Annotated in this window: 20 protein-coding genes and 1 pseudogene; 8 read left to right on the top strand and 13 right to left on the bottom strand. The window is 62.5% G+C overall.

Features of this window, described 5'->3' with window-relative positions:
• Positions 1–53: 53 nt before the first annotated feature.
• Positions 54–2,663, bottom strand: coding sequence for a bifunctional aconitate hydratase 2/2-methylisocitrate dehydratase (acnB, locus tag NRB16_RS21705; RefSeq protein ID WP_257106894.1), 2,610 nt, complete (start codon positions 2,661–2,663; stop codon positions 54–56).
• Between the two features lie 401 nt (positions 2,664–3,064).
• On the opposite strand from acnB, the gene NRB16_RS21700 reads away from it, so the two are divergent.
• Positions 3,065–3,535 carry a DUF1289 domain-containing protein gene (locus NRB16_RS21700; RefSeq protein WP_045493407.1) on the top strand — a complete coding sequence of 157 codons (471 nt, stop codon included), beginning with the start codon at positions 3,065–3,067 and terminating at the stop codon, positions 3,533–3,535.
• A 14-nt stretch (positions 3,536–3,549) separates the two neighbouring features.
• Here the strand turns inward: NRB16_RS21700 and NRB16_RS21695 are convergent, their stop codons facing one another.
• Positions 3,550–4,413, bottom strand: a complete 864-nt coding sequence (locus tag NRB16_RS21695) for a universal stress protein (RefSeq protein ID WP_253141475.1) — start codon at positions 4,411–4,413, stop codon at positions 3,550–3,552.
• 140 nt (positions 4,414–4,553) lie between these two features.
• On the opposite strand from NRB16_RS21695, the gene NRB16_RS21690 reads away from it, so the two are divergent.
• The 4 genes and pseudogenes from NRB16_RS21690 to NRB16_RS21675 form a co-directional block, all read left to right on the top strand.
• Positions 4,554–5,165, top strand: coding sequence for a tRNA-(ms[2]io[6]A)-hydroxylase (locus NRB16_RS21690; protein ID WP_045493401.1), 612 nt, complete (start codon positions 4,554–4,556; stop codon positions 5,163–5,165).
• A 156-nt stretch (positions 5,166–5,321) separates the two neighbouring features.
• Positions 5,322–5,810 (top strand): MarR family winged helix-turn-helix transcriptional regulator, encoded by a 489-nt coding sequence (locus NRB16_RS21685; protein ID WP_253141472.1) that lies wholly within the window; start codon positions 5,322–5,324, stop codon positions 5,808–5,810.
• Between the two features lie 72 nt (positions 5,811–5,882).
• Positions 5,883–7,088, top strand: coding sequence for an efflux RND transporter periplasmic adaptor subunit (locus NRB16_RS21680; RefSeq protein WP_045493395.1), 1,206 nt, complete (start codon positions 5,883–5,885; stop codon positions 7,086–7,088).
• 51 nt (positions 7,089–7,139) lie between these two features.
• Positions 7,140–8,690 (top strand): annotated as a pseudogene (locus tag NRB16_RS21675) (DHA2 family efflux MFS transporter permease subunit); the annotation flags it as partial.
• Positions 8,691–9,322: 632 nt separating this feature from the next.
• Here NRB16_RS21675 and NRB16_RS21670 read toward each other — a convergent pair.
• Positions 9,323–9,946, bottom strand: a complete 624-nt coding sequence (locus tag NRB16_RS21670) for a TetR/AcrR family transcriptional regulator (RefSeq protein ID WP_045493389.1) — start codon at positions 9,944–9,946, stop codon at positions 9,323–9,325.
• 133 nt (positions 9,947–10,079) lie between these two features.
• On the opposite strand from NRB16_RS21670, the gene NRB16_RS21665 reads away from it, so the two are divergent.
• A complete protein-coding gene (locus NRB16_RS21665) occupies positions 10,080–11,192 on the top strand; it encodes an MBL fold metallo-hydrolase (protein ID WP_253141465.1) in 1,113 nt (370 codons plus the stop codon).
• 24 nt (positions 11,193–11,216) lie between these two features.
• Here the strand turns inward: NRB16_RS21665 and NRB16_RS21660 are convergent, their stop codons facing one another.
• From NRB16_RS21660 to NRB16_RS21650, 3 genes are all read right to left on the bottom strand, one after another.
• Entirely contained in the window at positions 11,217–12,191 is a 975-nt protein-coding gene (locus tag NRB16_RS21660; protein ID WP_045493384.1) for a biotin-dependent carboxyltransferase family protein, read from the bottom strand.
• Complete coding sequence (locus NRB16_RS21655; RefSeq protein WP_253141460.1) at positions 12,188–13,060, bottom strand: allophanate hydrolase subunit 1; 873 nt, start codon at positions 13,058–13,060, stop codon at positions 12,188–12,190. Before NRB16_RS21655 ends, NRB16_RS21660 begins: the two co-directional genes overlap by 4 nt.
• A gap of 69 nt (positions 13,061–13,129) precedes the next feature.
• Positions 13,130–13,888 (bottom strand): 5-oxoprolinase subunit PxpA, encoded by a 759-nt coding sequence (locus NRB16_RS21650; protein WP_045493378.1) that lies wholly within the window; start codon positions 13,886–13,888, stop codon positions 13,130–13,132.
• A 125-nt stretch (positions 13,889–14,013) separates the two neighbouring features.
• On the opposite strand from NRB16_RS21650, the gene NRB16_RS21645 reads away from it, so the two are divergent.
• Positions 14,014–14,931, top strand: a complete 918-nt coding sequence (locus tag NRB16_RS21645) for a LysR family transcriptional regulator (RefSeq protein WP_045493375.1) — start codon at positions 14,014–14,016, stop codon at positions 14,929–14,931.
• Between the two features lie 184 nt (positions 14,932–15,115).
• Here NRB16_RS21645 and NRB16_RS21640 read toward each other — a convergent pair whose 3' ends face one another.
• The gene (locus NRB16_RS21640; protein ID WP_045493372.1) at positions 15,116–15,985 is read right to left on the bottom strand and encodes a CAP domain-containing protein; all 870 of its coding nucleotides are present in this window, start codon (positions 15,983–15,985) and stop codon (positions 15,116–15,118) included.
• Between the two features lie 110 nt (positions 15,986–16,095).
• On the opposite strand from NRB16_RS21640, the gene NRB16_RS21635 reads away from it, so the two are divergent.
• Positions 16,096–17,049 carry a LysR family transcriptional regulator gene (locus tag NRB16_RS21635; protein WP_045493369.1) on the top strand — a complete coding sequence of 318 codons (954 nt, stop codon included), beginning with the start codon at positions 16,096–16,098 and terminating at the stop codon, positions 17,047–17,049.
• A 361-nt stretch (positions 17,050–17,410) separates the two neighbouring features.
• Here the strand turns inward: NRB16_RS21635 and NRB16_RS21630 are convergent, their stop codons facing one another.
• Genes NRB16_RS21630 through NRB16_RS21605 form a run of 6 tightly spaced genes read right to left on the bottom strand, consistent with a single transcriptional unit; the run spans position 17,411 to position 24,696 of the window.
• Positions 17,411–18,826, bottom strand: coding sequence for a lipid II flippase MurJ (locus NRB16_RS21630; protein ID WP_257106893.1), 1,416 nt, complete (start codon positions 18,824–18,826; stop codon positions 17,411–17,413).
• A 9-nt stretch (positions 18,827–18,835) separates the two neighbouring features.
• Positions 18,836–19,657 carry an acyltransferase gene (locus tag NRB16_RS21625; RefSeq protein ID WP_045493363.1) on the bottom strand — a complete coding sequence of 274 codons (822 nt, stop codon included), beginning with the start codon at positions 19,655–19,657 and terminating at the stop codon, positions 18,836–18,838.
• Entirely contained in the window at positions 19,654–21,069 is a 1,416-nt protein-coding gene (locus NRB16_RS21620; RefSeq protein ID WP_257106892.1) for an O-antigen ligase, read from the bottom strand. Before NRB16_RS21620 ends, NRB16_RS21625 begins: the two co-directional genes overlap by 4 nt.
• Positions 21,069–22,169, bottom strand: a complete 1,101-nt coding sequence (locus NRB16_RS21615) for a glycosyltransferase family 1 protein (protein ID WP_045493358.1) — start codon at positions 22,167–22,169, stop codon at positions 21,069–21,071. Before NRB16_RS21615 ends, NRB16_RS21620 begins: the two co-directional genes overlap by 1 nt.
• A complete protein-coding gene (locus NRB16_RS21610) occupies positions 22,160–23,377 on the bottom strand; it encodes a glycosyltransferase family 4 protein (RefSeq protein ID WP_253141435.1) in 1,218 nt (405 codons plus the stop codon). The genes NRB16_RS21615 and NRB16_RS21610 overlap by 10 nt, the downstream gene beginning before the upstream one ends.
• Before the next feature lie 2 nt (positions 23,378–23,379).
• Positions 23,380–24,696, bottom strand: coding sequence for a cellulase family glycosylhydrolase (locus NRB16_RS21605; protein WP_257106891.1), 1,317 nt, complete (start codon positions 24,694–24,696; stop codon positions 23,380–23,382).

Below are 24,696 nucleotides of genomic sequence, written 5' to 3'. Positions count from 1 at the left end.
CATAAAAAAACCCCGCACAAGGCGGGGTTTCTTTTTAACGCAGGTTTACACCATCAAGCCTGAACAACCGGAATGTTGGCGCTTGCCGCCGCTTCACGGAACTCGGCGATCTGGTCGAAGCTCAGGTAGCGGTAAACGTCGGCAGACATGCTGTCGATGTCTTTCGCGTAGGTCATGTACTCCTCGACGGTCGGCAGCTTGCCGAGAATCGAAGCGACCGCAGCCAGTTCGGCCGAGGACAGATACACGTTGGTCGCATCGCCCAGACGGTTCGGGAAGTTACGGGTCGAGGTGGAAACCACGGTCGAGCCGGTCTGTACCCGTGCCTGGTTACCCATGCACAGCGAGCAGCCTGGCATTTCCATGCGTGCACCGGCCTTGCCGTAGATGCCGTAGTAGCCTTCTTCGGTCAGTTGGTGAGCGTCCATCTTGGTCGGCGGCGACAGCCACAGACGGGTAGGAATGCCACCCTTGACCTTCTCGAGCAGCTTGCCGGCAGCGCGGAAGTGGCCGATGTTGGTCATGCACGAACCGATGAACACTTCGTCGATCTTCTCGCCCTGTACCGAAGACAGCAGGCGGGCATCGTCCGGGTCGTTCGGCGCGCAGAGGACAGGCTCTTTGACGTCGGCCAGGTCGATTTCGATGATCTCGGCGTACTCGGCGTCCGGGTCAGCCGCCAGCAGCACAGGATTGGCAATCCACGCTTCCATCGCCTGGGCACGGCGCTCCAGGGTACGTGGGTCACCGTAGCCTTCGCTGATCATCCAGCGCAGCAGGGTGACGTTGGATTGCAGGTATTCGGCGATCGGCTTCTCAGGCAGCTTGATCGAGCAACCGGCAGCCGAACGTTCGGCCGAGGCGTCGGACAGTTCGAATGCCTGCTCGACAGTCAGCTCGTCCAGGCCTTCGATTTCGAGGATGCGGCCGGAGAAGATGTTCTTCTTGCCTTTCTTCTCGACGGTCAGCAGGCCCTTCTGGATCGCGTAGTAAGGGATGGCGTGTACCAGGTCACGCAGGGTGATGCCCGGTTGCAGTTTGCCCTTGAAGCGCACCAGAACCGACTCAGGCATGTCCAGCGGCATGACGCCGGTGGCAGCGGCGAAGGCGACCAGGCCGGAACCGGCCGGGAACGAGATGCCGATCGGGAAGCGGGTGTGCGAGTCACCGCCGGTGCCGACGGTGTCAGGCAGCAGCATGCGGTTCAGCCAGCTGTGGATGATGCCGTCGCCAGGACGCAGGGACACGCCGCCACGGGTGCGGATGAAATCCGGCAGGGTGTGGTGGGTGGTGACGTCGATCGGCTTCGGATAAGCCGCGGTGTGGCAGAACGACTGCATGACCAGGTCGGCGGAGAAGCCCAGGCACGCCAGGTCTTTGAGCTCGTCGCGGGTCATCGGGCCAGTGGTGTCCTGGGAACCGACGGTGGTCATCTTCGGTTCGCAGTAGGTGCCAGGACGTACGCCTTTGCCTTCTGGCAGACCGCAGGCCTTGCCGACCATTTTCTGCGCCAGGGTGAAGCCCTTGCCAGTGTCGACCGGCGCTTCCGGCAGCTTGAACAGGTCGGTTGGACCCAGACCCAGTTCGGCGCGGGCTTTTTCGGTCAGGCCACGGCCAACGATCAGCGGAATACGACCACCGGCGCGGACTTCGTCCAGCAGCACAGGGGTTTTCAGTTCGAAGGTGGTCACCAGCTCGTCGCTGCCGTGACGGCGCACTTCACCTTTGTATGGGTAAACGTCGATGATGTCGCCCATGGCCAGGTCGGTGCAATCGAATTCGATTGGCAGAGCGCCGGCGTCTTCCATGGTGTTGTAGAAGATCGGAGCGATCTTGGTGCCGAAGCAGAAACCGCCAGCGCGCTTGTTCGGCACGTAAGGGATGTCGTCACCGAAGAACCACAGCACCGAGTTGGTTGCCGACTTACGCGACGAACCGGTACCGACCACGTCACCGACGTAGGCGACAGGGAAGCCTTTGGCTTTGACTTCTTCGATCTGCTTGAGTGGGCCGATGGCGCCTTGTTGCTCAGGCACGATGCCGTCACGGGCCATTTTCAGCATGGCCAGGGCGTGCAGCGGGATGTCAGGGCGTGACCAGGCGTCCGGGGCAGGGGACAGGTCGTCGGTGTTGGTTTCGCCCGGGACCTTGAACACCGCCAGGCTGTACTTCTCGGCGATGGCAGGCTTGTTGGTGAACCACTCACCGGCCGCCCAGGACTCAAGAACGGCCTTGGCGTGGACGTTGCCAGCCTTGGCTTTCTCGGATACGTCGTGGAAGGCGTCGAACATCAGCAGGGTGAACTTGAGCTGCTCGGCAGCCACTGCGCCCAGTTCGGCATCATCCAGCAGGTCGACCAGGGTGGCAATGTTGTAGCCGCCCTGCATGGTGCCCAGCAGTTCGGTGGCACGCTTGCGGTCGATCAGCGGGGAACTGGTTTCGCCCTTGACGATGGCAGACAGGAAACCGGCTTTGACGTAGGCCGCTTCGTCAACGCCTGGTGGAACGCGGTTGGTGAGCAGGTCAACGAGGACTTCTTCTTCGCCAGCCGGGGGATTCTTCAGCAGCTCGACCAGGCCTGCGGTTTGTTCGGCGTTAAGCGGCTGAGGCACGATGCCTTGGGCGGCACGCTCTTCGATGTGTTTACGGTAGGCTTCAAGCACAGTATTACCCTCATCAGTGGTCCCATCTTGGGGTGTCCGGGACGCTCATCCAGAAATCATCCGCACCCTGCGCGCCGATGCTTTTTGAGCACTTTGGCCAAGGGTAACGGCAATTCCTTACGAAGCTGTTTTCAAAGTTTTACGCCTGCAGACCGGCTGGGTGGGGCGGTCGGGCGGCCATTCGTGATGAGGGAATGGCCAGACGACACCGGGCTGCGGGAAAACTTGACTGTGCTCGTGACGCTTTGAAAACAGCTTCCGACGGACATTGCGCCTTTAAAAGGCACGGTGATTCTACGGCAAAACTTCGCCCAGTGTAAGTTAGGCCCTACATCTTGAGGGGTGACCCCTGTTAGACAAAGGGCTAACATGGCCGCTCGTTCCACCAGTCGTTGCCCGTCATGCCCGATCAGATCATCAAGACGCCCTGCGTCGGCCTTTGCTCCACCGTGTTCGGTGACCGGGTATGCCGGGGCTGCAAGCGCTTTCATCACGAGATCGTCAATTGGAACAGCTACGGCGAAGCCGAGAAGCGCGCCGTATGGCTGCGTCTTGAGCAGTTGCTGGTCCAGGTCATGACCGCCAAGCTCGAAGTCTTCGATGCTGACAAGCTGCGCTGGCAACTGACCCAGCGCAAGATCCGCTTTGTCGCCAATCAGTCCGAATATTGCTGGGCCTATCAACTGATTGCCCGCGGTGCACGGGTCATCACCAACGTTGAAGCCTACGGTTTCGTGCTGTTGCCGGAGTTCCGCTGCTGGACCCTGCCGGACCTGCGCGATGCCATCGACCGCGAGTTCTTTCTGTTGTCCGATGCTCATTACGAGCGCTACATCGCCCCGTCTTTTCTGCGCGACGCGCTCGGCGCCTGATTATTCTGATGCTCTCAGGTCTGGGCCAGCAACGCCTCCAGGTGCTCGACGATGGCTTCGGTCTTGAGCACCAGCACGTCACTTTCCAGCGCATCGAGCACCACCTCGGCGGTGTTGCCGATCAACGCGCCGGCAATGCCGGTGCGGGCTACGGTGCCGATCACCGTCACGGCGGCGCCGAGCCGATGCGCCAGATGCGGAATCTGCACATCGGCAGGGCCTTCGGTAATGTGCAGCCGTTCGTCGGCAATGTCGAAGCGCTGCTCAAAGTCGACGCATTGTTCGCGGTAGCGCGCTTGCAGGCTGCCGTCGCCCTGATTGGCCGGGTCGGCTGCTGACAAGGATGGCGCCGGGTATGAGCTGATGACGTGCAGCTCGCCTTTGGCCAGGCTGGCGATGGCGTAACCGTGGTCGACAATCGACTCGTGCAGGGCTTTGTGTGGCTCGTCTGCGTTGCCGACATCCACGGCGGCCAGCACCACCGCGCCGCTCCAGGGGCGCTCACTCTTGACCATCAGCACCGGGCTTGGGCAATAACGCAGCAGTTTCCAGTCATCGGGGGTGAGCAGGGCCTTTTTCAGCGGGTTGTCGGGCCAGTGGCGTTTGATCACCAGTCCGCAGCCTTCAGCCTGTTGCGCCTTGATGATGGTCTTGTAGGTCGACCCTTGCCAGTCCTGCTGGGCGCTGGCGGTGAACCCTTCGGCGTGCAGGTCGCGCATCAGCTCGTTGAGCTGCTGGGTATGCGGGTGCTTGCTGTCGCAGATCAGCACGTGCAGATGAGCCTGGGTGACCCCGGAAATCTGGCGGGCACGGTTGAGTGCCAGGTTATCGGGACGCTCGGGGTCGATCACCACCAGAATGCTACGGATCGATTGCATGAGGTTTTGCTCCTCAATCACGACGGTTCAAACACAACCACTGCCATGACTATAGTCCGCCTGTACCTGGCTGCGGGCTGGCGTGCATGAAACAGGCGCTCGTATAATGCCCGGCTTTGTCCCGTCGTCCTCGTGAGCCTATGTACCCGATCCCTGAAATCGAAGCGTTCCTGTTGTGTCGTACCCCTGATGCCTGGGTGCAGGCGGCCACGCGCAATCTGGATATCCTGCTGATCGATCACGCCAACAACGAGAAAAAGGCAGCGGGCGCTGCGTTTCAGTTCATGTTCCAGTACAACGACAAGTTTGACCTGCAGGCCAAGATGTCGCGCCTGGCCCGAGAAGAGCTGCGTCACTTCGAACAGGTCATCAGCCTGATCCGCAAACGCGGCATCCCCATGGCTAACGTCAGTTCGGCGCGCTATGCCGGCGCGTTGCGCAAGCTGGTGCGTAACCACAACCCCTATCGCCTGACCGATGCGCTGATTGTCGGCGGCATCGTCGAGGCGCGCTCCTGCGAGCGTTTTGCGGCGCTGGTGCCGCATTTGGATGAGGAGCTCGGCAAGTTCTACGCCAGCCTGCTCAAATCCGAGGCGCGGCATTTTCAGGACTATCTGAAGTTGGCCTACCTGTACGGCGACAAGGACGATGTCGATGCCAAGATCGAAGAGGTCCGCCTGGCCGAAAAAGACCTGATTGAAAGCCCGGACGAAGATTTCCGTTTTCACAGCGGCGTGCCCGTCGCGGCCTGACTCGTCAGGCGCCCCCCCCCCCCCCACAGAACGACCGGCTGACAACCGGTCGTTTTTTTTCGGGCGTTGATAAGCAAGCTAACGAATAGTTTGACATTAGCTGCTCAGGCAGTAATATTTTGAAATAACTGCCTAGGCAGCTTTTAGGGTGATCCTTTGAAACATTTCTCGGCGGACAACTTCGATTCCAGTCTTATCGGCTTGCTGGTCGGGCGTACTAACGCTCTCAAAGACCGGATGCTCGACAAGTACCTGCTGCCTCATGACGTGACATTCGCGCAATACAAGGTGTTGATCATCATTGCCCAGTTCAGCTCTGACACACCGGTCGAGTTATGTCGGCACCTGTCGCTGGACAGCGGCTCAATGACCCGCATGCTCGACCGTCTGGAGCATAAGGGGCTGGTGGTGCGCAGTCGCTGCGCCAGCGACCGGCGTCAGGTACGGCTGGTGCTCAGTGACAAGGGCCAGCAATTGGCCGACCTGCTGCCGAGCATCGCCGCCGACGCGATGAATGACACCTTTGCGGCACTGGACAAGGACGAAGTCGACACCCTGCAGCGCATCCTCACCAAGCTGCTGGTGGCCGCCGATGACCACATCACCCTGACGCGCCTGAGTTTCAAGTCCGCCCCCGGACCGTGACCTGCCGCGCAACGCTCATGGTTTGCGCCAGAGCCCCCGGCCTTTAACTGTTTTGCTGACAAGGTAACCATCATGGCGACTCCCGCTGCTGAATCTTCATCCACTGCCACCACCAAGGATCAGGCTTCCGGCAAGCGTAAAGTGTTGCTGCTGGGGCTGGCGGCCCTGGTGGTCGCCGGCGGCCTGGGTGTCTGGGCCTGGCATGAACTCTATGGTCGTTGGCAGGAAAGCACCGACGATGCCTACGTCAACGGCAATGTGGTGTCCATTACTCCGCAGACCACCGGCACGGTGATCAGCATCGGCGCCGATGACGGTGACCTGGTGCGTGAAGGGCAGGTTCTGCTCAGCTTCGACCCCAGCGATGCCGAGGTCGGCCTGCAGAGCGCCGAGGCCAATCTGGCCCGCGTGGTACGTCAGGTGCGGGGACTGTACAGCAATGTCGATGGCATGAAGGCGCAACTGGCAGCCCAGCGTGCAGCGGTGCAGAAGGCCCAGGACAATTACAACCGGCGGCGCAGCTTGGCGAGCAGCGGGGCGATTTCTCAAGAAGAGCTGTCGCATGCCAAGGATGATCTGATCAGCGCGCAAAGTGCTCTGAACAACGTGCAGCAACAACTGGCCAGCAGCGTGGCGCTGGTCGACGATACGCACGTTTCTTCGCACCCTGACGTCAAGGCCGCCGCCGCGCAGTTGCGCCAGGCCTGGCTGGCCAATGCACGTACCACGCTGGTGGCGCCGGTCACCGGTTATGTGGCCAAGCGCAATGTGCAATTGGGCCAGCGTATTCAGCCCGGCACCGCAACGATGGCGGTGATTCCCCTCGACCAGCTATGGATTGATGCCAATTTCAAGGAAACCCAACTGGGCAAGATGCGTATCGGCCAGCCGGTGGAGATTCGCGCCGACCTGTACGGCAGCGACGTGACCTATAGCGGCACCATCGACAGCCTGGGCGCCGGTACCGGCAGTGCCTTCGCCTTGCTGCCGGCGCAGAACGCCACCGGCAACTGGATCAAGATCGTCCAGCGGGTGCCGGTGCGCATTCATATCAATCCTCAGGAACTGGCCGAACACCCGCTGCGCATTGGGCTGTCGACCACCGTTGAGGTCAACCTGCATGACCAGAACGGCCCGGTCCTGGCCCAGCAGCCGCCCAAGCAGCCGAGCTTCAGCACCCAGGTGTATGACCGGCAACTGGCCGATGCCGATGCGCGAATCGCCCAACTGATCCACGACAACAGCGCTGCGGCCAGCAAAGCCACCGCGCAGCGCTGATCGAAAGATCCCCATGCCCCGGCCAGCCGGCCGGGGCACCGTTCATGTGTCAAGGGATTCGCGATGAGTCAGAACGCTCCCGCTTCATTCACCCCGCCGAGTCTGTTGCTCAGTACCATCGGTCTGTCGCTGGCGACCTTCATGCAGGTGCTCGACACCACCATCGCCAACGTCGCGCTGCCGACCATTTCCGGCAACCTGGGGGTCAGCTCCGAACAAGGCACCTGGGTGATCACCTCGTTTGCGGTGAGCAACGCCATCGCCTTGCCGCTGACCGGCTGGCTGAGCCGACGGTTTGGCGAGGTCAAGCTGTTCATCTGGGCAACGTTGCTGTTCGTGCTGGCCTCGTTCTTGTGCGGTATCTCGCAGTCGATGCCCGAGCTGGTGGGCTTTCGGGTATTGCAGGGGGTGGTGGCCGGCCCGCTGTACCCGATGAGCCAGACCCTGCTGATTGCCATCTACCCGCCGGCCAGGCGCGGCATGGCCCTGGCGCTGCTGGCGATGGTCACGGTAGTGGCGCCGATTGCCGGACCCATTCTGGGCGGCTGGATCACCGACAGCTACAGCTGGCCGTGGATCTTCTTTATCAACATTCCTATCGGTTTGTTCGCCGCCTTTGTGGTCAAAACCCAGATGGCCAGGCGGCCGGTCAACACCAGCCGCCAGCCGATGGATTATGTCGGCCTGATTACCTTGATCATTGGTGTGGGCGCTTTGCAAGTGGTGCTCGACAAGGGCAACGACCTGGACTGGTTCGAGTCGGGCTTTATCGTCATTGGTTCATTGATCTCGCTGGTCGCCCTGGCGGTGTTCGTGATCTGGGAAATGACCGACCGCCACCCCATCGTCAACCTGCGGCTGTTTGCTTACCGCAACTTTCGCATCGGCACCCTGGTACTGGTGTGCGGCTATTCCGGGTTTTTCGGCATCAACCTGATCTTGCCGCAGTGGTTGCAGACCCAGATGGGGTATACCGCCACCTGGGCCGGCCTGGCCGTGGCGCCGATCGGCATCCTGCCTGTGTTGCTGTCACCGTTGGTGGGCAAATACGCGCATCGCTTCGACCTGCGTCTGCTGGCCGGGCTGGCGTTCCTTGCCATGGGGCTGTCGTGCTTCATGCGTGCCGGGTTCACCCACGAAGTGGATTTCCAGCACATTGCGCTGGTGCAGATGTTCATGGGTATTGGCGTGGCGTTGTTCTTCATGCCTACCTTAAGCATCCTGCTCTCGGACCTGCCGCCGCAGCAGATCGCCGATGGCTCGGGGCTGGCGACCTTCCTGCGCACCCTGGGCGGCAGCTTCGCCGCGTCGCTGACCACCTGGATCTGGATCCGCCGCGCTGATCAGCATCATGCGTACTTGAGCGAAAATATCAGCAACTACGACCCGGTCACCCGCCAGACCCTCGACAGCCTCGGCGGCGCCGGGCCACAGGCCTACGCGCAAATGGAACAGACCCTGAGCAGCCAGGCCTACATGATGTCCACCGTCGATTACTTCTACCTGCTGGCGTGGATCTTCATGGGCTTGATCCTGCTGGTCTGGTTCGCCAGACCGCCGTTCACTGCCAAGGCTGCGCCGCCAGGGGGCGGCGGGCACTAATCTTTCGACTTGCATCGTCGCGGCGTTAGTCGCGATGCATTCCAGAAGGTTGATGGTGCTTGATCGGCCGCCATGTTTCGTCCTGGCGGACGACCCCCTTTGTTTCGGCAAAGGGGGGAAACCATTGCGACAGGTTTGGCCCCGCCTTGGGGCGGGGTACCCTCATTCCAGCACCGCTTCGGGGGCCGCCACGAAGGGCCGTCCATGGCCCTTATTCCCCCTGCGCGGCGCTTGCATTCGGCCTGCACCAAACGTCGCGATCGTCGGCGCCTGCAAGACCTCATTTCAAGAGCAGCAGTGTCCGGCCTTAATTTGCCGTTGCCGTTGCTTTTGATCTTCGAGCCGAGCTGGCACAGACGACGCAAGTCGCGACTTGGGTGCAGGCCGAGGGTAGGCGTCGATTCGGGGGAGAAACCGACATGGATGTCGCTGCTCTTGATATGAAGGGCAGGTGCGCTGGGCAGGGATGCCCATGTCTCCGTACACCCGTCAACCATGTGTCCGGTCCATACACCAAGACAAAAGGAACTCGCCCAGCAGGGCGAAACCTGCAGCTCAGGCAACTCGATGAAGGATTTTCCATCGCTCTAAAGGCCAATTCGCGGCTAAAGCGGATCGCCGCCCGGCCGCTCCTACAAAACCTGGCCCCGCAGCTCATACCAGCCCAGAAACATATCCAGCGCCGACTCCACCACCTCGTGTTGTTTGTCGGCACTGAGCAGCGGCGCATTGAGGGTGATCTGCGGCCAGAAAGCGAACGACTTGAGCAGGGCATGGATCTGGGTAGCCGCGAACTCCGGCTCCAGCGGCTTCAGCCGCCCGTCCTGCTGGGCGGCACGAATCCACACCGTGAACGCCTCTTCACGCTCGTTGAGGCGATTGACCCAGGTCTGGGCGCGATCCGGTGAATGAATGGTGGCGCCAAACGCCACCCGCGCCAGATCCAGAAAGTGCGGGTCATTGAGGGTCGCCATCTTGCCCTTTAAAAGATCGCGCAACTGCTCGCGCAGGCCGCGCTCGCTGCTGTAGCTGGCGTCCGGTGCCGGTGCTGCGCAACTCCACAGGCGCCGGAGAATTTCGGCGAACAGTTCTTCCTTGCTCGGGAAGTGGTTGTAGACCGTACGCTTGGACACCTCCGCTCGCGCCGCGATCCGGTCCATACTCGTGACCTCGAAGCCCCGGTCGCGAAACTCGGCGATCGCCGCCAGGGTAATGGCTTCGCGTTTCTGGTCGGTGAGGCGTACGGGGGCGGTCATAGGTCGGCTTCAAACGTGCGTTTAGAGAAAATTACACTCGGCAGTTTACTTGTCTGCATCATTCCTGCAAGCTTAAAACTACACCGTGTAGTGTAATTGTCACGTGAAACCTGCTTCCAGGAGCCCGCGCATCATGGCCAAGACCCACCGAAACCCGGACGTCTCCAGCTTGCCCATTCTGTCTCGCGAACAGGGACGCTACCGCAACCATGCGCCGATGAAACCGCTCAGCCTGCTACGTACGCTGCGGGTGTTCTGGGATCAGGCGTTCAACAAACCGGCCGGCACCCGGCCTGCCGGGCAGATTCCGCTCCAGCCGCTGTCGCGCCAGCAACTGCTGGCGGCACCGGACAACAGTGTCTATCGGCTGGGTCACTCCACGGTGTTGCTGAAACTGCGCAACCAGTTCTGGCTCACCGACCCGGTGTTTGCCGACCGTGCCTCGCCCGTGCAATGGGCCGGCCCCGAACGCTTTCACCAGCCGCCGATCAGCCTGCAGGATCTGCCGCCGCTCAAGGCTGTGATCCTTTCGCACAACCATTACGACCACCTCGACCGCATGAGCATCAGGGCTCTGCAGGAAAAGACTGAGTATTTCCTGGCACCGTTAGGTGTGGGCGATACCCTGGTGGAGTGGGGGGTGCCGGCCAGCAAGGTTCGGCAACTGGACTGGTGGCAGTCCACGCAAGTGGCCGGCATCGAGTTCGTCGCCACGCCGTCGCAGCACTTTTCCGGGCGCAGTCTGTGGGATGGCAACCGCAGCCTGTGGTGTTCCTGGAGCATTCTCAACGGCGAGCAACGCATCTTCTTCAGTGGCGACAGTGGTTACTTCGAGGGTTTCAAACGCATCGGCGAGCAGTATGGGCCGTTCGATCTGACCCTGATGGAAACCGGCGCCTACAACGTCGAGTGGCCGATGGTGCACATGCAGCCCGAAGAAACCTTGCAGGCGCACAAGGACTTGCGCGGGCGCTGGCTGCTGCCGATCCATAACGGCACCTTTGATTTGTCGATGCACACCTGGCACGAGCCTTTCGACCGGATTCTGGCGCTGGCCTGGGAGAACAACGTCAACATCACCACCCCCATGATGGGCCAGCCGTTTTACCTGCAATACCCCAGTCGTGGTGATACCTGGTGGCTGGAAGTCGATGAGGCCGCGCAGCCCCAGGCACAAATGCCTGAGGCTTCGGCACGCAGTCAGGACTGTCGCGGACGATGCGTGGGACGTCGGCAGAGTGCCTGACACCCGTGCAGTCGTTGCCGGGGCTCAGGATGGGAAGAGTTGCTCCAGACAGGCCAGGCGTTTTTTCCACGAGCGCCGCGCCTCCAATGCCTGCTCCAGAGTCACCTCGACAAAGCGCGCCTTCTGGTTCGGTTGCATCTGGCCCACCAGGTCCAGGTCGGCGCTGATGACCGTGCCGATCATCGCGTAGCCGCCACCGGACACCGCATCGCGGTGCAGGATGATCGGTTCCAGCCCGGCCGGCACCTGGATCGACCCGATGGGGTAGCAGCTGTCGACAATGTTCGACGGATCGGAACCGGCGCCAAACGGTTGTTCGCGAGGCTCGAAGCTCAGTGCACTGCTGCCTTTGAAGCGATAACCGATACGGTCGGCTTCGGAGCCGACGGTCCAGGAGTCGGCAAAGAAATCTCTGGCGGCGGTTTTGCTCAGCCGGTGGTAATACAGGCCCGGTACCACGCGCAGCACCACTTCACCGCCCAAGGTCTGGCGCAGCGCCATGGGCAAGCTGGCGCCAGGTCGGCCCTTGCCGTGCTCCGCACCCAGTGGCAGGCGGTCGCCAGCCATCAGGCAACGCCCGGCGAAACCGCCCAGTGCGCCCAGGGTATAGGTGGCGCGGCTGCCCAGCACCACCGGCACATCGATGCCACCTGAAACCGCCAGGTAAGCCCGTGCGCCGGCGGTGGGAAAGTCGAAACGCAGCACCTGACCGGCCTTGACCGCAAAAGCGGTATCGGGATGCATGGGCTGGCCATCAAGACGCGGCATCATCTGCGCGCCACACACCGCCACCAATGCATCGCGCTCGAATTGCAGTTCCGGTCCGACCAGGGTGCACTCCAGCCCGGCGCTATTGGCCGGGTTGCCGACCAGCCGGTTGGCAGCGCTCAGGGCATACTGGTCCAATGCGCCGGAGGGCGGGATACCCAAATGGTAGTAACCCTCGCGGCCGAGGTCTTGCACGGAAGTGGCCAGGCCGGGTTTGAGGACCTTGATCATGCCTGCACCTCCAGCAGCGTCTGTGGGTAGCCGGTCGGGTCGGCGAGAAAGGCGTCCAGTGAAAACTCCACCGGGCGAATACGCAGATCGAAATGCCCGGCCTCGACATCGGCCACCGCCTGATCGTAGGTCTGCCGGTCAATGGGTTTGAACTGCACGATGTCACCGGGGCGGAAGAACACCATGTGCTCTTGCAAGTACGGCAATTGCTGTTGTGGATCGTAGATCGGCGCCGGGGTCACGCCAAACATCTGGTAACCGCCCGCCCCGCGCACCGAATAAATGCAGGCAAAGCAGCCGCCGTGACCAAGGGTCAGTTTCGGTGTGTCGGTGCGGGGGCGCAGGTACTTGGGCACCTGGAGCTGGCGTTGGCGTTCAACCATCTGGAACATGAACGGCAGACCGGCGACGAAGCCGACCATCGAGACGAACCAGGGCGCGCCGCTGTGGGCCGCGATAAACGCCTCGGTATCGGCCAGGTTGTTGATGCGTGCCGCGTACTCAAGGTCGGTGGCATCCGGGTCCTGGTGGCGGTCACGAAAGCGCATCAGCGTTTCATGGGTCCACGGGTCGTTGTACAGCACCGGAATTTCGATGATTCGCGTGTGCAGACTGCGCTCGGCCACGGCACCGGCTTCGGCACCTTTGACGGCGTCGAGCAGGGTGTGTGGGGCAATCCGGTCCGGGTCGAAGCGGATCTGAAACGAGGCGTTGGCCAGACAGACGTCGAGTACGCCGTCCAGCTCCAGACGTTCCACCGCACGGGTAATTGCCATGCCCTTGAAAAACGCTTCGAGCGACATGCTCTCGCTGACTTCCGCAAACAGGTGCTCGTCGGCACCAAAGCTATAGCGGATCGGTTGGTCCATGCATGTTCCTCCTGGAATGATTGAGCGCAAGGTCGCTTGCCAGATCTGGATATCTGCCAGCGTGCCGGTTCAGCGCGGTGATCTTACCTGTATGCCTGCCTCATCGAGCATCTGCCGGATGGCTTCAGCCAGGTCCAGCGCGCCGGGCGTATCGCTGTGCAGGCAGACCGAATCAAACGAAACCGCCAGGTCTTGACCTTCGACGGTGCGCACCAGACCTTGCTGGCAGGCGCGCAGCACCCGTGCGGCAACCACCGCCGGATCAAACGCACGCACGTTGCGGGTGAATACGATCGAGCCGCTCAGATCATATTCTCGGTCGGCATAGAATTCGCGCACCACTGGCTGGCCGAGCTCTTGCGCGACCCGATGAATCACCGAGCCGGGCAGGCAATACAGCAGCAATTGAGGTTCGAGGCGCTGCAGGTTTTCGACCAACAACCGTGCGGCCTCCTCGTCGCGGGCCAGGTGCATGAACAGCGCGCCATGCGGCTTTATGTGCTGCAGGCCGACGCCCTGAGCGCGGGCGATTTCCCGCAGTGCGCCCAACTGATAGAGCATGTCGTCGACCAGTTCCTGAGCCGGGGCATTGATGTGGCGGCGGCCGAAACCCACCAGGTCTCTGAAGCCCGGATGGGCGCCGATGCCCACGCCGAGGCTTTTCGCCCGCTCGACCGTACGGCGCATGGTGCCGGGGTCGCCAGCGTGAAAACCGGTGGCGATATTGGCGGAACTGATCAGTGCCATGAGTTCGTTATCGACCCCATCGCCAATGGTCCACGGGCCGAAGCTCTCACCCATGTCCGAATTGAAGTCCACTGACTGCATACAAATTGCTCCCTGTCCTTGTGAGTGCATGACTGGCACGTTAGATTTTGCAGCGCCCCCTTGGGAAGATTTATTAATAGAGGGGGTGTCATCTGAAAAACAGATAGCTAATGCCGGGAGGCTGAATGTCTCTGACCTTGCGCCAGGTGCGTTACTTCGTCGCTACCGCAGAAATCGGGCAGATTTCCCAGGCCGCCATACACTTGAATATTTCCCAGTCGGCGGTCACCACGGCGATCAAGGAACTGGAAAGCATGCTCGGCACCTTGCTGTTCCAGCGCTCGGCCCAGGGCATGAGCCTGACCGACGCCGGCCGGCACTTTCTCAATCATGCCTACGTGATTCTGCGCAGTGTCGATGATGCGTTGAGCAGCCCGATGCCCAATGCCTGTGCCAAGGGGGTGTTGAATCTGGCTGCCAGTTACACGGTGATCGGTTATTTTCTGCCCCACCACCTGCAACGACTGGAACAGCTGCACCCGGCCGTACAAATCAAAGTGCATGAGCGCGAGCGTCAAGCCATCGAACACGGGCTGCTCGACGGCTGTTTCGACATGGCTGTGGTGCTGACCGCCAACCTTACGCACCCCGATATCGTTTCCGAAACGCTGTTCAACTCCGAGCGCCGACTGTGGGTGCCGAGCCGTCATCGGTTGTGCGAGCAGCCGCTGGTGAGCCTGGCTGATATCGCCCGCGAGCCGTTTATCTTGCTGACCGTCGATGAGGCTGAAGAGAGTGCCATGCGTTATTGGCGCCAGGCCCGGCAACAACCCGATGTGCGGGTGCGGACCAGCTCAGTGGAGGCGGTGCGCAGCATGGTCGCCAATGGCAGCGGGGTGGCGATTCTCTCGGACCTGGTGCACCGCCCATGGTCGCTGGAGGGCAAGCGCATCGAGACCCGGACGGTCAGCGACGGGGTGCCGCCGATGAGTGTCGGCCTGGCCTGGCACCGCGAACGGGAGTTGAGCCCGGTGATGCAGGTGGTGCGCACGTATTTCAATGAGGCGTTTCTGGCTCCGCAGAGTATGGCGGTGCGGCGCTAACAGGCTGTTGAAAAACTACCTGCTGGCTGGGCGCCGACGGCGCTACGCGCGCCATTGCTGCGTTAAAAACAGGCTGGAACGCCAGCCCGGTCAAATGCTCATTTACAACCCGTAAACTGCGCTTGCTCGCCTGTTTTTGCCTTGCACTGGCTGCCGCGCCTACGTTTTTCAACGGCCTTCCAGATTATTCGCTGACGTTACCCGAAGGCGTGCCGAACAGCGCGGTCCAGTAGATGCCGGCATCGCTTTTCGGATCGGCGGCGTAGGCCGCGCCGACTTCGCGATAAGCCGGATTCATCAGGGTTGCGCAATGGCCGGGGCTGGCCAACCAGCCGTCGACCACCTTGCGTGCATTATCCTGGCCTGCGGCGATGTTTTCTCCCACTTGCTGGGCCTGATAGCCCGCCAGCTCGACCCGGTCGCCCGGGGTATCGCCATTACGGCCTTTGTGATCGAAAAAATTATTGTTGGCCATGGCGCGGCTATGGCCCTCTGCGGCACCGGCCAGGCTGGCATTCCAGGCCAGCGGCTGGGCTGCATCGAAGGCCTGGGTACCGCACTGGCGGGGCTGGCTGCGAGCGGTGTTGACGAAGCTCAACAAGGCCTGTCCTTCACTCTGCCAGTCGCGCAACCGTGCGGTCAGCAGTGGCCGAGCCAGAACAATGCGCCAGTCGCGACCTTCACGGCTCACGCCTATATCGACAAACTGTGGATCAAGTACCACCTGGCAGAAACTCTCGCGCACCGCCTGCATGGCGGCATCGGCATCCCGCGGGCCGGACAGGGTGATGGCCTGCACGGTGACCATCGGGTAAGAGGCGCGGGTCATGGCTTGCTGCAGATCGCTGGTGTTGCTCACCGGCATGATCAGACGCGGGTCGGCCGCCAGCGGCGGTAGCTCGGCCGAGGCCTGATTACCACAAGGCTGAACCTGGCTGCGGTAGCTGTTGATCGCCTCCAGCAGGCGGGTTTCTTCGCCGGCGTTGGCCATGGCGCTGAACGACAGGCTCAAAGACAACGCCGCAAGCGGCACTACAGTGGATATCAAGCGCATGACGTTCTCCATTCAGCACACTGCACATGATGCGCGATTTGCGTGGCGGGAGCGACCCGTCTGGCTTGTGCTTCGCGTTATCATCACCGCCTCTGACAACGGATGATGCCATGCTGCTCCCGGATCTTAATCTTTTGATCGCACTTGATGCCTTGCTCGAAGAGGGCAGCGTGGTCGGCGCGGCGCGGCGCATGCACCTGAGCCCGGCGGCGATGAGCCGTACCCTGACGCGCATTCGCGAGGCGCTGGGCGATCCGGTGCTGGTGCGCGCCGGCCGTGGGCTGGTGCCCACGCCCAGGGCGCTGGCCTTGCAAGCCCAGGTCCGCGAACTGGTCGAACAGGCGGCGCAAGTGTTCCAGGCCCGCGACGAGGTCGACATGAGCACTCTGGAGCGCTGCTTCAACGTGCGCTCGAACGACGTATTTTTCGGTTCGTTCGGTGCCCGCCTGATGGATGCCCTGCGTGAAGACGCGCCAGGCTGCACCTTGCGCTTTGTGCCCGAGGGGGCCGATGACGACGATGCCTTGAGGGAAGGGCGTATCGATCTGTATATCGCCTCACGGCGTAACTTCGGTCCCGAAATCAAGGTTCAGAACCTGTTCACTTCGAGGTTTTGCGGCCTGGCGCGCGAAGAGCATCCGATCTTTGCAGGTTCTATTACCCCGCAAAGCCTGGCTGCCTACGACCATGTCAGCGTGTCACGCCGCGGCCGTGCCCGTGGTCCGATCGATACGGCCCTGGCGGCGTTGGGCCTGCAACGGCGGGTGGCATTGATCACCCCGCATTTTCACTCGGCGATCTTTGGTATTGCTGACTCCGACCTGTTGTTGCCGTTGCCGGAGCCGGTGATCTGGGGCCTGCAAACCATGGGCTTGCGCATGCGCGCCTTCGAACTGCCGCTGGAGCTGGAACAAGTGGTGGTCATCCAGGCCTGGCATCCACGGTTCGATAAAGACCCGGCCCATCGTTGGCTGCGCCAGACGTTGAAGCGGATCTGTTCGGGGTATCAGGGCAAGCCGGTAGCCGCTGCGGGAAATATAGAAGCGACTGGTTCTGCGGGGTAATGCCGATCAGTTTAGGGAACAGGCTCCCGGTTGCCGTTGCCGTTGCCGTTGCCGTTGCCGTTGCCGTTGATCTTTGAGCCGAGATGGCACAGACGCCGCCGAACCCGACGATTGGCGCTGGCCGAATGGAGGCGCCGCAGAATTGGGTGCGAGGCATGGATGCCGAGCAAGCGCCGCTGTGCCAGGACGGCACATCGGCGCGTGCCGGTTCTGCGGTGTCGGAATGAGGGAATCCCGTCCCGAAGGGCGGGACCAAGACCGGAGCAAGCGGGCGAAACCTGCAGTTCAAGCAACACGATGAAGGATTTTCCATCGCCCGAAGGCGCGCCGCGTGCAAACCTGATTGCTCTGGCAACCGGTTTTAACCAAGATCCGCCCGCCAGGGTTTAAGCCACAGTGCCATACCCGACAGCAACAAAAATCCATACAAGGTACTGAGCCCCAGTTGCAGCGGCACCGACTGCAAGGGATGTAACACCAGCGCCGCAACGCCCATCGCCAGCGCTGCCAGCGGCCAGTGGCTGCGCCATGGCGCGACCTGGCCAAGCCCCTGACGGCGTAACAGCAAGATTCCGGTCAGCAGTGCGCCGCCCAAGGCAGCCAAAGCAATTCCCTCAACGCCCAACCACCACGGCAACAGCCCCAGCAGCAGCGCGTTGCACAGGCTGCCGGCCAACTCGCAACCGAGCGGCAGACGGGTATCGCCGCCTGCGTAGGCATAGCGCGCCAGCAAGGCATTCCAGGCGTTGAACAACAGCGGCGTGGCAAACCAGGCCAGTAGTTCCGGTAATGGCGCCGCGTGGGTCTGTTGCGGCAGCAACAACACCACCAGCGCGCCGGCTGCGCCGATCAACCCGGCCACGGCCGGCAAGGTCAGCAAGGTGGCGCTGGCCAGCCCGCGGCGCAGCAGCGCCAGGCGTTGTTGACCGGCGCTGCCACTCATCAACCCCAGCAGCACCTGGTTCAGGCTCATCAGCGCAATCAACGGCAGGTTGATCAACTTGCGCGCCAGGTTGATCCAGGTCACTGCACCTTCGCCCAGCAGCGAGGCGACCATTCGCTCCAGTAACGCCAGGCCCTGACTGGCCAGGTTGCTGCCCAGCAACGGCCCCATCCGTTGCAGTAACTCGCGCAGTGCGCCGGGCTCTGCGTCGCCGCGCCACGGTCGCCAGCCCAGGCGATACAGGCTGGGCAGCAACACCCCGGGCATCAGCAGACTGCCCAGCAGGCAGGCGCCCGCCACGCCATCAGGCGTTGCCGCCTGGCCCATGATCGCCAGATACACCACCGGCGGCAGGTTGAACAACAGCGAACCCAGCCCGGCCAGGACAAACCTTGCGCTGGCCTGCAACGGCACGCACAGCAATCCATGCAGGACAAAACCCGGTGCGCACCAGGCCAGCCAGTGCAGGCTGCCGGCTGCCTGGTCATAGGCTCCGGTGTCCAGGCCCGGCCCGATCAAACGTACCCACAACCCGGCGCCCAGACTCAGCAAGCCACTCAGTAGCAACGCGGCCAGCAGCAGGTGGGTAGTCAGCGCTGCCAGCCAACGGTGTTGCCGCTGGTCGTCACGCTGTTGATAGAGCGGCAGGGCGGCGGCGCTGAGCAAGCCGCCGGCCAGTGACATGCGCAGGGCTTCGGGCAGGAACATCGACACCAGAAATGCATCGCTCTGGCTGCCAGCCCCCCAAGCCGCCACCAGCAGCCACTCGCGGGCAAAACCTGCCGCCAGGCCGGTCAGGGTGGCCAGGGTCAGCCACAGGGTCGAACCGAGCATTGCGGTGGGTCAGTGGAACAAGGTGAACAGGCCTTTGCCGCCCACCTTGTAATTGAGGTTGCGGGCGCGCTCGCCTTTGATCTCGGCATTCGGCCCGCTGACGATGGCATAGGGCGGGATCGGTTTGGAGACCACGCTGGCCCCGCCCACCACCGCGCCTTCCCCGATGTCAGCGCCGAACGACAGCAGTGCGCGGCTGCAGATCCAGGCGTAGTCGCCAATCCATACCGGCCCGCCGACTGCCCAGAACTCCGGCTCTTTCAGGTCATGACCGCCGGCGATGATCAGCACATGAGAGGCGATGGTGACGTGGTCACCGATGATCAGCCCGCCGCGGGCATCCAACTGACAGTGCCAGCCCACGGTGCTGTCATTACCGATGCGCAAGCTGTCCACGCCGAGAATTTCGGTGTTGCGCCACACGGTGGAGCCCTTGCCGATCTTGGCGCCACCCAGGCGCAACCAGGCCAAGCGCAGATGATGGCTGGGCAGCTTGCAGATGAGCATGTTGTAGAGCTGCTCCCAGACCCGCAGCATGCGGTCGCGCAGGGTCGGCCAGTTGATGCCGTACAGCGGAATCAATGCGCCGTGCATCTCACTGGCCAGCAGGCGATAGAACCGCCGTGCCAACGGATGCTCGATGCGCGGCTCGATATTCAGGTAGCAGATGAACGACAGCGTGGTGTCTTTGACCTGGGTCTCGAAACACACCTCGTTGGCCAGCATCCATTCATAAGCCGCTTGCAGATCATCAAGGCTGACGCCCATTTTCTCGGCGTATTCGGGCAGGGCCTGTCGCAGATTGTGCGAGTGCATCAGGCGATGTTTCATGGGCGCTCTCCCTGTTCGGGTCTGGCAACGTGGGATTTGAATGAGGCGATGGCCTGTTGGTGCAGGCGCCGGTTCTCGTGCAGGCTGATGCCGACGAACAGCCAGAACAGCGCACTCAGGACCGGTGTGAAGCTGAAATAGTGGTCGAACAGGCCGCTGAACAGCGCCGCCAGCACGCCGCAGGTGGTGCCCAGCGCAATGCAGTTGTCAGCGGTCAGCACGATAGGGCCCTTGGCCGGCCGCACCTGCTTCCACCAGCTTGTGGTGATGGCAATGAACAGCAGCATGCCCGGCAGGCCGAGTTTGTAGACGAAGTTCAGCCACAGGTTGGAAATCCCGAATTCGGTGTAGTTGAGTACCGGCGGGTCGACCTTGAAGCCGATGCCGAACGGAAACATGGCCACGGCATCAGGGAAGTGGCTGTACTCCAGAAAACGGATCGCGGTACTGACGTCATCGTCGGAGAACAGGCTCATGATCCGGTCTTGCAGCGGTGGATAGAGCAGCAGCAATGCAGTGCCGGCAAACACCCCGCCGAGCAGGATGCGCCCCAGGTGCGGGATGCGTCGGCGGGCCATCCACAGCATCACCGCGACCAGGCTGATCAACGCCCCCCGCGAGCCGGTCAGCAGCAGCCCGATCACGCCGAGTACGGCAACGGCGAGGGCGATGCTGCGCGGGCCGCCGCTGCGGCTCAGGCCGTAGCAGAACGCCAGCGGCAACAGCATTGCCAGAGCGCCGCCGGCCACGTTAGGGTGCATCCAGGGTGAGCCCATCCGGTCAGCCAGCGCCAACAGGCTGCTATTGAGTACATCCACGCCGCTGTAGCCCAGTACGCCGAGGATCGGGATCATCGCTGTGGCACTGCGCTCGGCAAGAAACACCGGAATCGACATCAGCAACATCGCCAGGGTGCCGAGCATCAGGCACATGATCAGTTGCTCCAGAGTCTGGCGCTCGAGCAGCAGCCGCGGCACCAGAAACAGGATCGACAGATTGAACAGCCAGCGCACCCAGTTGATCGGCCCATTGCCCTCGGCCACCACTGAAACCTGACCGACCAGAAACGGAAAGGCGCTGAACAGCATCAGCATCAGCAGCAGCCGCTCAGTGCGCTGCATGGGCGGGCGCTTGGGCTGGTCGAAGAACATCGCCTGCAACAGGTAGCTGGCCCAGGTCAGCATGATCATCGCTTCGGAAACCGTGGTCCGCACGCCGATCTGGATGGTGGAGTAGGGGATGAAAGTGCCCAGCACACAAAACAGCAGCAGGCCCAGGGTCGGGCGGCGGATCACCGTGACGACCGAGGCCAGCCCGGCCAGCACCAACAGCACCATCTGCACCGGTGCCAGCCAGATCAGCAGACCGATGAATAGCGCCAGGATCAGCCCGACGGGCAGGGCAATGGGCATTAGCGCAACTCCTCCAGGGCCGCGTGAATCCGCTGCCTGAATGCCTCGCGGCCATAGCGCCCAGCCCAGTCCTTGAGCGGCTGCGAGTCTTCGCTGGCGGCACTGGCGAGCACGCCCATCAGCCGAATCAGTGCGTCAGAGTCAGCGGGCGCAAAGCGCGGGCTGTCGGGCGGAGTGATTTCATCCAGCGAACTGCCGCTGGCCACCGCCACCGGCGTGCCGACCCTCAGCGCCTCGATCACCGGCAGGCCGAAGCCTTCAGCCCGCGATGGGTGCCACAGGCGTTCGGCCTGCTGATACACGGCATGCAACTGGTCGTCACCAATCCCGCGCAGCACATGCAGGCCGGCCAGGCTGCGCTGATTGGGATGCAGGGCGTCATCACCGCCGACCAGCACCAGCTCGGGGATGTTCGGGTAGCGCCGCCGGGCGGTCTGCCAGGCTTCGACAAACCAGGCCATATTCTTGCGCGGCTCGCGGGTACCGACGCATAGCCAATAGCGCTCGGGTAACTGCAAGGCGCTGATATCTGCCGGCTCCCCGGCAAAACCCTCAACCAGGTGCGGCAATACCCGCAGCTTGCCTGCCACCCATGGGAACAATCGCAGGGTCTCGTTGGCGGTGTACTGCGACGGCACCCAGACCTGATCGGCAACCTTTAATGAGTGGATGATCGAAAGCCGGTCGGTGAACCGGTAGACCCGCGCCTTCAGTTGTGAGCCGTGGTGGTTGTTCTCGGTTAACTGGAACAGGTCGTGCAATTGCAGCACATACTTCAAGCCTGGCGGCTTGCGGCCCAGCGGCAGGCCCATGTTGATATTGGCGACATACAACTGCACCTCAGCGTCGCGCAGCGCGCCAGGCAGAAACAGCCCTTCGAACTTGAACCGCTCAGGCAGGCGATGCACCGAGTCGATTGGCGTTGACCAGCGCGGCGCATGCAGGCGCCGACGCACCGGGTGGTCGCTTGGCGCCACGCCGAACAGTTGCAGGCTGGAGCCGGGATGGCTGCGCAGCGCATCTTCCAGAGCGAAATTCTGGCGGCCGATGCCGCTGACGGGATAACCCGCAGCGGCGCGATAATCGAGTCCTATACGCATGGGCGCACTCCTGGCGTCGGGGGCGTAAGCCGGGTGTAAATCCCTTCGAGCTGGGCTGCTGAAACCGACCAGTCGTGCCGCGAGCGCACATAGTCGCGGCCGGCCTCGCCGATCTGTGCCAGGCGCAGCGGCGTGTCGAGGTAGTCGGCGATCAGTTGCGCCAGCATTTGGGGGTCTTCACTGCCCAGATAATGTTCCTGGTGCCTGACCGCCAGGCCCGAGACACCTTGGGCAGTGGTCACCACCGGCAGGCCGGCGGCCATGGCTTCGAGAATTTTCAGCTTCGAGCCGCCGCCCTGGCGCAGCGGCGCGAAGAACAGCGTCGAGCGGCTTTGCAGGGCGCGCAGGTCAGGAACGTAGCCCAGCCATTCAAGGCGCGGGTCAGGCCATTGTTCGCGCCATGCAGCGGGCAGGGCGAAGCCTGCGATGGTCAGTCGCACGTCGGGCTTGAGCGCCCATACCCGGGGCATGATGGTGTCCAGCGCCCAATGCACGGCATCGACGTTCGGCGCATATTCATAGTTGCCGATAAACAGCAGGTTGCTGCCCTCGCGGTCGGGATGCACGCTGGCGTAGTAGCCGCAATCGACACTGTTGACCACGATCGACACCGGTTTGCCACTGAGCCTGGACAGCGCCTTGGCGTCGGCTTCGGTCACCGAGATCAACTCGCTGGCCTGCCGGAACACCCGGGTTTCCCAGCGCCGGTAACGCCAGCGGTCGTACCAGGTGAAGGGCGCCAGCCAGCCGGGCAGTTTGTCGTAGCTGGCTGCACCGAGCGCCGATTCGACATTGTGTTCGGTGAGAATGAACGGCTTGCCGCTGCGCTTGAGCGCGGCTTCGAACGGCTGGAAGGCGTAGGTGTGTTGAATCTGGATCACGTCCCAGTGTTCCTCCAGCAGGGTTTCGAACGCCTGCTCCAGTTGCGGCGCGTAGCCGTTGACGCTGGCCAGCATCGGCACCGGCGCCAGGCCGACGGCCAGCAGCGTGCGCAGGCTGCGCAGCGGTCGACGCGGCAGCACGATCAGGCGTTCCAGCCAGGGTTCCATGGCCTGTCGGCAGTCTTGCTCCAGGGCGGTCTTGGATTGCACCAGCAAGGTAATCCGGTGACCGCGCGCAGCCAGGTTGCGCAGCAGGTGATATTCCCGGGTCTTGCCGCCACTGGTGGTCGGCCACGGCAGATAGGGCAGGGTCCAGAGGATGCGCATGGTCAGGGCTTCCACTCCAGAATCTGCAGGGACGGCTTGAGCGTCAGGGTAATGCCCTGGCGGTTGGCCAGTGAGGTGCGGGTGCCGTCCAGCGGGTCGTGCAGCACCGCATCGAAAATCCTTGGGAAGCTCAGCGAGGCGGCCGAAGCGCTCCACGTCATCAGTAACTGGCTGCCGTCCGGGCGGCTCCATGACACGGCGTACAGGTCGCGGGGCACGCTGCTGACCGCCGGCGGGTCGGCGGGCAACAAGCGCGGGCCGGTGATTTTCAGGAAGTTCTGCAACGCCAGGTACACAGGTTTCGGATTGCCTTGCAGGTCCACCAGTCCATAGCCTTGGTCACGGGCGGTGGCGCGTTCGTCCAGGTCGCTGAGGTTGAACAGGAAAATGCGCTGGTAGTCCATCGTGCTCATCAGTGCCAGGCGCCGCAGGGTGTAGTCGGCCTGGCCACGCAAACCGATGATCGCCTGCATTTCCACCGGTCCTGCGTAGCTCGACCAGCCCCATTCGGTGGCCCACACCTGTTGCACGCCATTGCTGTGCAGCAACTGGTTCATGGCGTTGCCGCGCACCAGAAAATCCCGGTCGGCTGGCGAGTCGCCTTCAGGGTATTCGGAGTAGGGGTGATAGGCCGCGACCACGGTCTGCTGACCCAGCCCGCCCTCGACCAGGGTCTGCAACATGTAGCCGGGGGTACTGTGCATCTGGCTGTAATAGGCCATGCCGGCGGTGGCCACCGGCTTGCCGGGTACGGCCTTGCGAATCGCCTCGGTGCTGACGGCCAGCAGACGGGCATAAGCCACCGGGTCTTCCTTGGGGCGCCAGACAATATTGGGCTCGTTCCACACCTGCCAGGTGTTCACCTGTGGATAGCGCTGGGCGAGGCTGGCCATGCGGGTGGCGAACAGACCGAAGTCGGTTGGCGGAAACTGGTCGCGGCCTTCGGCATTGGCCGGTGCGCTGCTGGCAAACGGCGCCGAGCCGACCAGATACGCCAGCACGTTGTAACCGCGCTCGTGCATCGCGCTCATTGCGGCGTCCACGGTGCTCAGTTCCAGTTGATCCTTGCGTGGCTCGATCAGCGGCCAGTGCAGGGTCAGGCGCACCCAGTTCAGGCCCAGCGCGTCGAGGCGATTCATCTGTTGCTGGTAGATGTCCGGGGTGAAGTACGGGAACTGCACATTGACACCGAGAAAATCCTGCCACTCCACCGGCCGCGAGGCCTTGAGGATCGTTTCGGCCTTGAGTGCCGCAGACGGCGCCAGGCTTGCGGCCAGCAATGCGCAGTACAGCCATTTTTTGCATGTGCCATTCAGCAT

This window comes from Pseudomonas sp. LJDD11, from assembly GCF_024584215.1.
Lineage (GTDB): Bacteria > Pseudomonadota > Gammaproteobacteria > Pseudomonadales > Pseudomonadaceae > Aquipseudomonas.
The sequence above is the reverse complement of the archived record's forward strand: the minus strand, read 5'-3'. Positions and strand labels throughout refer to the sequence as shown.

Coding starts and splice junctions, on each gene's coding strand:
- NRB16_RS21695 (WP_253141475.1), bottom strand. CDS start 4,413: ATGCAATCGATCCGTAGCATTCTGGTGGTGATCGACCCCGAGCGTCCC.
- NRB16_RS21670 (WP_045493389.1), bottom strand. CDS start 9,946: ATGACCGCCCCCGTACGCCTCACCGACCAGAAACGCGAAGCCATTACC.
- NRB16_RS21690 (WP_045493401.1), top strand. CDS start 4,554: ATGTACCCGATCCCTGAAATCGAAGCGTTCCTGTTGTGTCGTACCCCT.
- NRB16_RS21655 (WP_253141460.1), bottom strand. CDS start 13,060: ATGGACCAACCGATCCGCTATAGCTTTGGTGCCGACGAGCACCTGTTT.
- NRB16_RS21650 (WP_045493378.1), bottom strand. CDS start 13,888: ATGCAGTCAGTGGACTTCAATTCGGACATGGGTGAGAGCTTCGGCCCG.
- NRB16_RS21645 (WP_045493375.1), top strand. CDS start 14,014: ATGTCTCTGACCTTGCGCCAGGTGCGTTACTTCGTCGCTACCGCAGAA.
- NRB16_RS21680 (WP_045493395.1), top strand. CDS start 5,883: ATGGCGACTCCCGCTGCTGAATCTTCATCCACTGCCACCACCAAGGAT.
- NRB16_RS21625 (WP_045493363.1), bottom strand. CDS start 19,657: ATGAAACATCGCCTGATGCACTCGCACAATCTGCGACAGGCCCTGCCC.
- NRB16_RS21610 (WP_253141435.1), bottom strand. CDS start 23,377: ATGCGCATCCTCTGGACCCTGCCCTATCTGCCGTGGCCGACCACCAGT.
- NRB16_RS21605 (WP_257106891.1), bottom strand. CDS start 24,696: ATGCTGAATGGCACATGCAAAAAATGGCTGTACTGCGCATTGCTGGCC.
- NRB16_RS21635 (WP_045493369.1), top strand. CDS start 16,096: ATGCTGCTCCCGGATCTTAATCTTTTGATCGCACTTGATGCCTTGCTC.
- NRB16_RS21615 (WP_045493358.1), bottom strand. CDS start 22,169: ATGCGTATAGGACTCGATTATCGCGCCGCTGCGGGTTATCCCGTCAGC.
- NRB16_RS21660 (WP_045493384.1), bottom strand. CDS start 12,191: ATGATCAAGGTCCTCAAACCCGGCCTGGCCACTTCCGTGCAAGACCTC.
- NRB16_RS21700 (WP_045493407.1), top strand. CDS start 3,065: ATGCCCGATCAGATCATCAAGACGCCCTGCGTCGGCCTTTGCTCCACC.
- NRB16_RS21640 (WP_045493372.1), bottom strand. CDS start 15,985: ATGCGCTTGATATCCACTGTAGTGCCGCTTGCGGCGTTGTCTTTGAGC.
- NRB16_RS21630 (WP_257106893.1), bottom strand. CDS start 18,826: ATGCTCGGTTCGACCCTGTGGCTGACCCTGGCCACCCTGACCGGCCTG.
- NRB16_RS21620 (WP_257106892.1), bottom strand. CDS start 21,069: ATGCCCATTGCCCTGCCCGTCGGGCTGATCCTGGCGCTATTCATCGGT.
- NRB16_RS21665 (WP_253141465.1), top strand. CDS start 10,080: ATGGCCAAGACCCACCGAAACCCGGACGTCTCCAGCTTGCCCATTCTG.